Genomic DNA, 10,229 nt, shown 5'->3' with positions numbered 1-10,229 from the left:
TTACCAAGGAGTTTTCCGTTTCGACTGCGCCGGAAGTGGGGCGAATTATAGACAGATATAAAACGCCGTCAATCCCTTTCTTTCACTTTTCTGTCATATAGGTCAAAAAGGCCGCAAAAGCACAAAAGCCGGCCCCAAGGGGCCGGCCTTCACCTACTACGCCTTACAGACTCGGGAAGGCGAACTGCGACGCTTCATGGCTGGCCCGCTGCGGCCAACGCTGGGTAATCGCCTTGCGACGGGTATAGAAACGCACCCCATCCGGCCCATAGGCATGCAAGTCGCCAAACAGCGAACGCTTCCAGCCGCCAAAGCTGTGGTACGCCACCGGCACGGGCAACGGCACGTTTACGCCAACCATGCCCACTTCGATCTCATCACAGAACAGCCGCGCCGCTTCACCGTCACGGGTAAAGATGCAGGTGCCGTTGCCATACTCATGATCGTTGATCAGTTGCATCGCGGCTTCCAGGCTGTCAACGCGGACCACACACAGCACCGGCCCGAAGATCTCCTCTTTATAGATGCGCATTTCAGGGGTCACGCGATCAAACAAGCTACCACCCAGGAAGAACCCCTCTTCATGCCCGGCAACACTCAAACCGCGGCCGTCGACTACCAGCTCAGCGCCAGAAGACACACCGTCTTCTATATAGCCACTGACCTTGTCCCGCGCCTGCCCCGTCACCAACGGCCCCATATCCAGGCCGCAAGAGGTGCCCGCACCAATCTTGAGTGCCTTGACCTGCGGGACCAACTTGGCGATCAACGCATCCGCCACCTGGTCACCCACGCACACGGCCACCGAAATCGCCATGCAACGCTCACCGCAGGAACCGTACGCCGCGCCCATCAGAGCGCTGACCGCGTTATCCAGGTCCGCATCCGGCATCAGCACCGCATGGTTCTTCGCCCCACCCAGCGCCTGCACGCGCTTGCCGCGCTTGGTTGCTTCGGAATAGATGTACTCGGCAATCGGCGTCGAACCCACAAAACTCAGGGCTTTCACTTCCGGCGCTTCAATCAGCGCATCCACTGCGCCCTTGTCCCCGTGCACCACGCTCAGCACGCCTTTGGGCAGACCGGCTTCCTGCAACAGCTGCGCAATCAGCAGCGTGGAGCTTGGATCACGCTCCGATGGTTTCAGGATGAAACAGTTACCGCACACGATCGCCAGCGGGTACATCCACAGCGGCACCATCGCCGGGAAGTTGAACGGAGTAATACCCGCCACCACACCCAACGGCTGGAAGTCCGACCACGCATCAATGTTCGGCCCCACGTTACGGCTGTACTCGCCCTTGAGAATCTCCGGCGCCGAACAGGCGTATTCCACGTTCTCGATGCCGCGTTTCAGTTCACCGGCGGCGTCTTCCAGGGTCTTGCCATGCTCCTCGCTGATCAACTGCGAAATTCTCGCTTCGTTCTGCTCCAGCAATTGCTTGAAACGAAACATCACCTGGGCACGCTTGGCCGGTGGGGTATTACGCCAGGCAGGGAACGCCGCCTTGGCCGAGTCGATCGCCTGTTGAATAGTTTCACGGCTGGCCAATGGCACTTGGTGAATCACCTGGCCGGTGGACGGGTTGTACACGTCGGCACTACGGCCGCTGTCATTGACCAACTCACCGTTGATCAAATGCTGGATAAGGCTCATGCAGGGCTCCTGAAAAGTTGTTCTATATAGAAGGAGAAATCAGTCGATCTTGTTCAGCACTTCGCCGACCGCATCGAACAAACGATCCAGGTCCTGCGGCTTGCTGTTGAAGGTTGGCCCGAACTGCAGGGTGTCACCGCCAAAGCGCACGTAGAAACCCGCTTTCCACAAGGCCATGCCGGCCTCAAATGGACGCACGATGGCATCACCGTCACGCGGGGCAATCTGGATCGCGCCGGCCAGGCCGTAGTTACGAATGTCGATCACATTCTTGCTGCCCTTCAACCCGTGCAACGCATTCTCAAAGTGCGGGGCGACTTCGGCTACGCTCTGCACCAGGTTTTCCTTCTGCAACAGGTCCAATGCCGCCAAGCCAGCCGCGCAAGCCACCGGGTGCGCCGAGTAGGTGTAGCCGTGGGGGAATTCCACCGCGTATTCCGGCGTCGCCTGGTTCATGAAGGTCTGATAGATCTCGCTGCTGGCAATCACTGCGCCCATCGGGATCGCGCCGTTGGTGACTTGCTTGGCAATGCACATCAGGTCCGGGGTCACGCCAAAGCTGTCGGCGCCGAACATCGAGCCGGTACGGCCGAAACCGGTGATCACTTCGTCGAACACCAGCAGGATGTTGTGTTGGTCGCAGATCTCACGCAGTCGCTTGAGATAACCCTGTGGCGGCACCAGCACGCCAGCGGAACCGGCCATCGGTTCAACAAACACCGCTGCGATGTTCGACGCGTCGTGCAGTTCGATCAGCTTGAGCAGCTCATCGGCCAGGGCGATGCCGCCCAGCTCCGGCATGCCACGGGAGAAGGCATTGCTCGCCAGCAACGTGTGCGGCAGATGGTCAACGTCCATCAGGCCCTGACCGAAGAGCTTGCGGTTGCCGTTCACGCCACCCAGGCTGGTTCCGGCAATGTTCACACCGTGATAGCCACGGGCGCGGCCGATCATCTTGGTCTTGGTGGCCTGGCCTTTCAGGCGCCAGTACGCACGCACCATCTTCACGGCTGTATCGGCGCACTCGGAGCCCGAATCGGTGAAGAACACGTGGTTCAGGTTGCCTGGGGTCAGGTCGGTGATCTTTTCCGCCAGCTGGAAGGACAACGGATGACCGTATTGGAAGCCCGGGGAGTAGTCCAGGGTGCCCAGTTGCTTGGAGACTGCTTCCTGAATCTCTTTACGGGTGTGCCCGGCGCCACACGTCCACAGGCCCGACAACGAGTCGTACACCTTGCGGCCCTTGTCATCTATCAACCAGCTGCCTTCAGCGCCGACGATCAGGCGCGGGTCGCGCTGGAAGTTGCGGTTGGCGGTGTAAGGCATCCAGTGCGCATCCAACTTCAATTGGCTGGCCAGGGACGATGGGGCGTTTTCGGGCATGTTCATCAGCAAAACCTCGCAGGGCAAAAGGCAGCGTCGGGATTGAAAAGCGTTGTTGCAGCTAAATTGCCACGGCGATAAAGTCGGTGAAATCCAACTCTTCTAACCTTCAGTCAGGCCTTCACTAAACTATGAGCAGCCGTCGACCCGATCCCCTGGCCAAAGTCAGCGACTTCGATATCCGCCTGTTGCGCATCTTTCGCAGCGTGGTGGAGTGCGGCGGCTTCTCGGCGGCCGAAACCGTGCTCGGCATCGGCCGCTCGGCCATCAGCCAGCAGATGAGCGACCTGGAGCAACGCCTTGGATTGCGCCTGTGCCAGCGCGGGCGTGCCGGCTTCTCCCTGACCGAAGAAGGCCGCGAGGTCTACCAATCGGCCTTGCAGCTATTAAGTGCGCTGGAAAGCTTTCGCACCGAGGTCAACGGCCTGCATCAGCATTTGCGCGGCGAACTGATCATCGGCCTCACCGACAACCTGGTCACCCTGCCCCACATGCGCATCACCCACGCCCTGGCGCAGTTGAAGGAACGCGGCCCCGACGTACAAATCCAGATCCGCATGATCGCGCCGAACGAGGTGGAACAAGGTGTACTCGATGGTCGCCTGCATGTCGGCGTAGTACCTCAGGCGAGCGCGCTGTCCGGCCTGGAATACCAACCCCTATACAGCGAACGCTCACTGCTCTACTGCGCGGTTGGCCACCCGTTGTTTTACGCGGACGACAAGCAACTGGACGACCCACGTATCGACAGCCAGGACGCCATCGCCCCGACCTTTCGCTTGCCCGCCGAAATCCAGGCCCATTACCAGGCACTCAATTGCACCGCCAGCGCCTCGGACCGCGAAGGCATGGCGTTCCTGATTCTCACCGGCCGCTATATCGGCTACCTGCCCGACCACTACGCCAGCCTGTGGGTACAACAAGGCCGACTGCGCGCGCTGAAACCGGCTACACGTTTTTACGATTTGAGCCTCGCATCGGTCACGCGCAAGGGTCGCCGCCCTCATTTGGTGCTGGAAAGCTTTCTGGAGAGTCTGGCGGCAACGCGCTAATTCGGGCCTCTCGCTAAAAGCTGAGCAACTGGACAGCTTTTTGCAAGGGAACCAGGACCTTGAACCGTCCGCCCTGAGTTTGCCCGCCATGCTACCAGAAACCTTGAGCCCCAACGACCTGATCTACGGCCTGAACGACCGACCGAAACCACTGCCGGCCCTACTGGCAGCCTTGCAACATGTGCTGGCCGCCTTTGTCGGCATCATCACCCCGCCACTGATCATCGGTTCTACGTTGGGGCTCACCGCCCACCTGCCCTACCTGATCAGCATGGCGTTGATGGTGTCCGGCGTAGGCACTTTCATCCAGGCACGCAGGCCATTTGGTATCGGCGCCGGCATGATCTGCCTGCAAGGCACCAGCTTTGCGTTTCTCGGCGCGGTGTTGTCAGCAGGCTTTCTAGTGAAGCAACGCGGCGGCAGCCCGGAAGACCTCATGGCGATGGTCTTTGGCGTGTGCTTTTTCGGCGCGGCGGTGCAGATCGTGTTGAGCCGTTTTATCGGCCAATTGCGCCGTGTGATCACGCCCTTGGTCACCGGCATTGTCATCACCTTGATCGGCATCAGCCTGATCAAAGTCGGCATCACCGACCTGGGTGGCGGTTTCAATGCGCCTGACTTCGGCGCGCCGACCAACCTGGCCTTGGGGTTGTTCGTCGTGTTGACGATCATCTTGCTCAACCGCTCGAACACGCCGTGGATACGCCTCTCGGCAATCATCATCGGCCTGGCCCTCGGCAGCCTGGCCGCGTGGTTCAGCGGCAAGCTGGTGCCCCAAGCCTTGCCCGACTTGCCATTGATCAGCGTGCCGATGCCGTTTCGCTTTGGTTTCAACTTCGACTGGAGCGCCTTCCTGCCCATCGCGCTGATTTATCTGATCAGCAGTATCGAAACCGTTGGCGACCTGACCGCCAACTGCATGATCGCCCGCCAGCCGATCAGCGGCCCTTCTTATATAAGTCGACTCAAGGGCGGCGTATTGGGTGATGGCGTCAGTTGCATGATTGCCGCCACCTTCAGCGCATTCCCCAACACCACGTTTGCGCAGAACAACGGCGTGATCCAACTCACCGGCGTGGCCAGCCGTTACGTCGGCTTATACATTGGTGTGCTGCTGTTCTGTCTCGGCCTGTTTCCACTGATCGGCGCGGTGCTGCAGCAAATCCCCAAACCGGTATTGGGCGGCGCAACCCTGGTGATGTTCGGCAGCGTGGCCGCCGCCGGCGTGCGCATTCTGGCCCAGGCGCCGCTGGACCGACGCAGCATGTTGATCATCGCCACCTCGTTCGGCGTTGGCCTGGGCATTGCCGCCCAACCTGAGTTGCTGCACTTGATGCCGCCTCTGGTGCAAAACCTGTTTGATTCGGCCATCACCAGCGGCGGCCTGACGGCCATCGTGTTGTGCCTGTTATTACCCGAGGCCAAAGCGAATACCGCAGGCGCAAACCACGCGCCGGAAAGCGACACACTGGAACCGCTTTGACGGTTTTATTGCATCGGGACTTGTCTGAGGCTTGAGGGTGGGTTATCTGTGCACACGTCGTCTCTATCGATCAGCACGGAAACCTCCATGAGCCTCGAAGTTCCTGCCCACAGCAACCACGCCGGTAAACCTGCCAGCCGTATTCGGCAAAAGAATGAACAAGCGATTCTCCAGGCGGCTGAAGACGAATTCGCGCGTCATGGCTACAAAGGCACCAGCATGAACACCATTGCCTCGAGTGCCGGGCTGCCCAAGGCCAACCTGCATTATTACTTCACCAACAAGCTCGGCCTGTACATCGCGGTACTGAGCAATATCCTCGAACTGTGGGACAGCACCTTCAACGCGCTGACCGCCGAGGACGACCCCGCCGTCGCGCTGACACGCTACATCCGCACCAAGATGGAATTCTCCCGGCGCCACCCCCAAGCCTCGCGGATCTTCGCCATGGAGATCATCAGTGGCGGCGAATGCCTGACCGAATATTTCAGCCAGGACTACCGCGCCTGGTTCAGTGGCCGCGCAGCGGTGTTCCAGGCCTGGATCGAAGCCGGCAAGATGGACCCCATCGACCCCGTACACCTGATCTTCCTGTTGTGGGGCAGCACCCAGCATTACGCCGACTTCGCCACCCAGATCTGCCGCGTCACTGGTCGCACCAAGCTGACCAAGCAGGACATGGAAGACGCCGGCACCAACCTGATCCATATCATCCTCAAAGGCTGCGGCATCAAGCCGGCCCTATAAACGAAGCGACTTATGCCTTTCACGCTGACCGGCCTTTGCGAATTTCGTGAAGAAATACGCAAAAGCCGCTTTATCACCCTGGCCGCGCCGATCACCAGCGCGCAAGACGCCCAGGCGTTTTTCGAGCAGCACAGCGACCTCAACGCCACGCACAACTGCTGGGCCTGGAAGCTCGCCGACCAGTACCGCAGCAACGACGATGGCGAACCCGGCGGCACGGCCGGGCGACCGATCCTGGCCGCCATTGAAGCCCAAGGCTTTGATCAGGTCGCCGTGCTGGTGATTCGCTGGTACGGCGGCATCCAGCTGGGCACCGGCGGCCTGGCTCGCGCCTACGGCGGCGGCGCGAACAAATGCCTGCAGAATGCCGAACGCATCGAGCTGATCAGCCGCGTGCCGCTGAGCTGTGCCTGCAGTTTCTCGGAATTGAACCTGGTGAAACTGCGCGTGGCCGAACTGGGCGGGCTGGTGGTGGAAGAAACCTTCACCGCCAACGGCGTCGAGCTACAGCTCGCACTCGGCGAGGCGCACATCGACACGCTGCAAACCCAGCTCGCCGACCTCAGCCGTGGGCGCATCCTGCTCGAACGCTGAAACTGCCCACATCTACTGTGCACCTGCCTGTGGATAACCTGAGCACACCCGTCTGTAACCCTTTTGTCATAAGGGCTTACGGGCGCCGGTCATTTTTTGATCAGTATTCACCGGGAGTAGTTGCGCAACGCCCCACAGCAGTTCCAACAGCAGAATTATCCACAGCACCGACGTGGAGCCCTGCATCAGCGCGTACAGCTGCCAGGTCGCAAACAGACCACGGCCGGCCGCGTCATACAGCCCGAATTGGCGTTGAGGGTCGCGAATACGCAGCACTGCCCACACGCACACGATCGAGCCGAGCAGGTTGGCCATCAGCACATGCGCAGGCAGAAACGGCGGTAGCTCGCCCGGCAGGTTCAAGCCCTGCAACAGGCCGTGTACTAATGCAAAACTCCACGGCGTGACAAACGCGGCGGTGATGATCAAGTCATACCAGGCACTGGCCCGCACCAATGTCCGGTAGCGTTTTTGTGTCCACATAGCAGCAAGCTCCTTCAATTCAAGAAGCCAGCAGGCTAAAGCCTGGAGTATGCTCCAGGGTCAAGCCCTCTCGAGCCCGTCTCATGCGTATCGGCGAATTAGCCCAGGCCAGCCAGGTCAGCCGCGACACCTTGCGCTTCTATGAGCAGCGCGGGTTGATCGCCGCGCAACGCAGCGCCAACGGTTACCGCGACTACCCGCCGGACATGCTGCAACTGGTGCTCTATATCAAGACTGCGCAGCGCCTGGGTTTCAGCCTCGGCGAGATCGGCACCAGCGTCGCCGCCTTATGGCAGGCGCCCGATCCCGACGCTGCCGTCACACAATTGCTGCAAGACAAGCTCAACCTGATCGAAACCCGCATCACTGAACTCGGCCATCTGCGCCAGGAGTTGCAGCAAAGGCTCGGGCAACGTTGTCCACTGAATCCGTGAACCTCCACTCCAAAGGAAGCCCTTCATGTCTACGCCAAAAACCGCACTGATCATCGGCGCCTCGCGCGGCCTGGGCCTTGGCCTGGTCAAGCAACTGCTGCAGGACGGCTGGGAGGTGACCGCCACCGTGCGCGACCCGAACAAGGCCGATGCGCTCAAAGCCGTGGGCCAGGTGCAGATCGAGAAGCTGGACATGGACGATCAACAAGCCGTGATCGCCTTGGCCCAACGCCTGAAGGAGCGCACCTTCGACCTGCTGTTCGTCAACGCCGGCGTCAAAGGCCCTGCCAACCAGGAGCCGGGCCACGCCACCCTGGCGGAAGTCGGCCAACTGTTTTTCACCAACGCCGTGGCGCCGATCAACCTGGCCCAGCGCTTTGTCGGGCAGATCCGCAAAGACACCGGCGTGCTGGCGTTCATGAGTTCGGTGCTGGGCAGCGTGACTATTCCCGATGGCTCCGACCTGGCGCTGTACAAGGCCAGCAAGGCTGCACTCAACTCCATGACCAACAGCTTTATCACGCAACTGGGCGACCATAAGCTCACCGTGCTGTCGCTGCATCCGGGCTGGGTGAAAACCGACATGGGCGGCGAAAACGCGCACATCGATGTCGACACCAGCGTGCGCGGCCTGGTGGATCAGGTGAATGCCTACACCGGCAAAGGCGGCCATCACTTCGTGGACTACAAGGGCGACACCATCGCCTGGTAACAGCTCGGTCCAACCTGTGGGAGCGGGCTTGCCCGCGATGGTCTCAAGAGCACCTCGCTCCTACAGATAGACCTGATCATGGACTACACGTAAACTCTGCTCCTCGCCCTCACCGGCGACCCTGGATCAGCAGACAGGGCAACACTGAGCTGGCAAACCTGAACCCATCATTCAGAGGAGCCGGCCAATGCCTGCGACCCGTATCTGGTTAAAAAAACCCCTCGCGATCTTCACCGCCAATGGCCTCGACGCCCGTGGTGGCCTGGTGCTGCAAGACGGTGTGATCACCGAAGTGCTGGGCTTGGGAAAAGAGCCCACCGTGCCGTGCGGACAAGTATTCGATGCACGCGAACATGTGATCCTGCCGGGGCTGATCAACACTCACCATCACTTCTACCAAACCCTGACCCGCGCCTGGGCGCCGGTGGTGAACCAGCCGCTCTTCCCGTGGCTGAAAACCCTGTACCCGGTCTGGGCACGCCTGACCCCGGAAAAACTCGCGCTGGCGTCCAAAGTCGCCTTGGCTGAATTGCTGCTGTCTGGCTGCACCACCGCGGCAGATCACCATTACCTGTTCCCCGAAGGCCTTGAAAACGCCATCGACGTGCAGGTGCAAAGCGTGCGCGAACTGGGCATGCGCGCCATGCTCACTCGCGGCTCCATGAGCCTGGGCGAAGCGGATGGCGGCCTGCCGCCGCAGCAAACCGTGCAGCAAGGCCAGGTGATCCTCGAAGACAGCCAGCGCCTGATCCGCGAATACCACCAGCGCGGCGATGGCGCGCAAATCCAGATCGCCCTGGCGCCCTGCTCGCCGTTTTCGGTCACCCCGCAAATCATGCAAGCCAGCGCCGAACTGGCCAACAGCCTCGACGTGCGCCTGCACACGCACCTGGCCGAAACCCTCGACGAAGAAGACTTCTGCCTGCAGCGTTTCGGGCTGCGCACGGTGGACTACCTCGACAGCGTTGGCTGGCTCGGCCCACGCACCTGGCTGGCCCACGGCATTCACTTCAACCCGGACGAGATCGCCCGCCTGGGCGCCGCCGGCACCGGCATCTGCCATTGCCCAAGCTCGAATATGCGCCTGGCTTCCGGCATCTGCCCGACCCTGGACCTGCTCGCCGCCGGCGCGCCGATTGGCCTGGGCGTCGACGGTTCGGCCTCCAACGATGCCTCGAACATGATCCTCGAAGCGCGCCAGGCCCTGTACATCCAGCGCCTGCGTTACGGCGCGGAAAAGATCACCCCGGAAGGCGTGCTGGGCTGGGCCACCAAAGGCTCGGCACAGTTGCTGGGGCGCACGGATATCGGTGAGTTGGCCGTGGGCAAACAGGCTGACCTGGCGCTGTTCAAGCTAGACGAGCTGCGCTTTTCCGGCAGCCATGACCCGATTTCGGCGCTGCTGCTGTGCGGCGCCGACCGCGCGGACCGGGTGATGATCGGCGGCAAGTGGCGGGTGATCGATGGGCAGGTTGAAGGGCTGGACCTTAAAGGCTTGATTGCCGATCACAGCCAGGCGGCGAAACAGCTGATCGCCGGCACCTGAGCCCTGCACAAAGCCAACTGTGGGAGCTGGCTTGCCTGCGATGCAGGCACCTCGGTCTTTCAGCCATACCGAGTTGATGCCATCGCGGGCAAGCCCGGCTCCCACATGGGTTTTAAGGTGTGCTTGAGGGCCGGTTAC

10 protein-coding genes are annotated in these 10,229 nt (G+C 61.0%); 7 read left to right on the top strand and 3 right to left on the bottom strand.

From position 1 onward, the window contains the following. Positions 1–163: 163 nt before the first annotated feature. Positions 164–1,657, bottom strand: coding sequence for a CoA-acylating methylmalonate-semialdehyde dehydrogenase (locus AOA62_RS31240; protein WP_017134728.1), 1,494 nt, complete (start codon positions 1,655–1,657; stop codon positions 164–166). 39 nt (positions 1,658–1,696) lie between these two features. Continuing rightward, the gene (locus tag AOA62_RS31235; RefSeq protein WP_017134727.1) at positions 1,697–3,046 is read right to left on the bottom strand and encodes an aspartate aminotransferase family protein; all 1,350 of its coding nucleotides are present in this window, start codon (positions 3,044–3,046) and stop codon (positions 1,697–1,699) included. Positions 3,047–3,171: 125 nt separating this feature from the next. Here AOA62_RS31235 and AOA62_RS31230 point away from each other — a divergent pair, with 125 nt between their 5' ends. From AOA62_RS31230 to AOA62_RS31215, 4 genes are all read left to right on the top strand, one after another. Next, positions 3,172–4,092: a LysR family transcriptional regulator gene (locus AOA62_RS31230; protein WP_099550560.1), complete on the top strand. Its 921-nt coding sequence runs from the start codon at positions 3,172–3,174 to the stop codon at positions 4,090–4,092. 88 nt (positions 4,093–4,180) lie between these two features. Then, positions 4,181–5,575, top strand: coding sequence for a uracil-xanthine permease family protein (locus AOA62_RS31225; protein ID WP_099550561.1), 1,395 nt, complete (start codon positions 4,181–4,183; stop codon positions 5,573–5,575). A gap of 87 nt (positions 5,576–5,662) precedes the next feature. Next, a complete protein-coding gene (locus AOA62_RS31220; RefSeq protein ID WP_017134724.1) occupies positions 5,663–6,322 on the top strand; it encodes a TetR/AcrR family transcriptional regulator in 660 nt (219 codons plus the stop codon). A gap of 12 nt (positions 6,323–6,334) precedes the next feature. Continuing rightward, positions 6,335–6,916, top strand: a complete 582-nt coding sequence (locus AOA62_RS31215) for a YigZ family protein (RefSeq protein ID WP_065930576.1) — start codon at positions 6,335–6,337, stop codon at positions 6,914–6,916. 66 nt (positions 6,917–6,982) lie between these two features. On the opposite strand, the gene AOA62_RS31210 is transcribed toward AOA62_RS31215, so the two are convergent. Next, the gene (locus AOA62_RS31210; protein ID WP_099550559.1) at positions 6,983–7,399 is read right to left on the bottom strand and encodes a hypothetical protein; all 417 of its coding nucleotides are present in this window, start codon (positions 7,397–7,399) and stop codon (positions 6,983–6,985) included. Between the two features lie 83 nt (positions 7,400–7,482). On the opposite strand from AOA62_RS31210, the gene AOA62_RS31205 reads away from it, so the two are divergent. The 3 genes from AOA62_RS31205 to AOA62_RS31195 all read left to right on the top strand — a co-directional run bounded on the left by AOA62_RS31205 (position 7,483) and on the right by AOA62_RS31195 (position 10,091). Continuing rightward, positions 7,483–7,833 (top strand): MerR family transcriptional regulator, encoded by a 351-nt coding sequence (locus tag AOA62_RS31205; RefSeq protein WP_099550558.1) that lies wholly within the window; start codon positions 7,483–7,485, stop codon positions 7,831–7,833. 25 nt (positions 7,834–7,858) lie between these two features. Beyond that, a complete protein-coding gene (locus AOA62_RS31200; protein ID WP_017134720.1) occupies positions 7,859–8,545 on the top strand; it encodes an SDR family oxidoreductase in 687 nt (228 codons plus the stop codon). A 187-nt stretch (positions 8,546–8,732) separates the two neighbouring features. Beyond that, positions 8,733–10,091: an 8-oxoguanine deaminase gene (locus AOA62_RS31195; protein WP_099550557.1), complete on the top strand. Its 1,359-nt coding sequence runs from the start codon at positions 8,733–8,735 to the stop codon at positions 10,089–10,091. Positions 10,092–10,229: the final 138 nt, after the last annotated feature.

The sequence above is a fragment of the Pseudomonas sp. 2995-3 genome, from assembly GCF_002742565.1.
Taxonomy (GTDB): Bacteria; Pseudomonadota; Gammaproteobacteria; order Pseudomonadales; family Pseudomonadaceae; genus Aquipseudomonas; species Aquipseudomonas edaphica.
The sequence above is the reverse complement of the archived record's forward strand: the minus strand, read 5'-3'. Positions and strand labels throughout refer to the sequence as shown.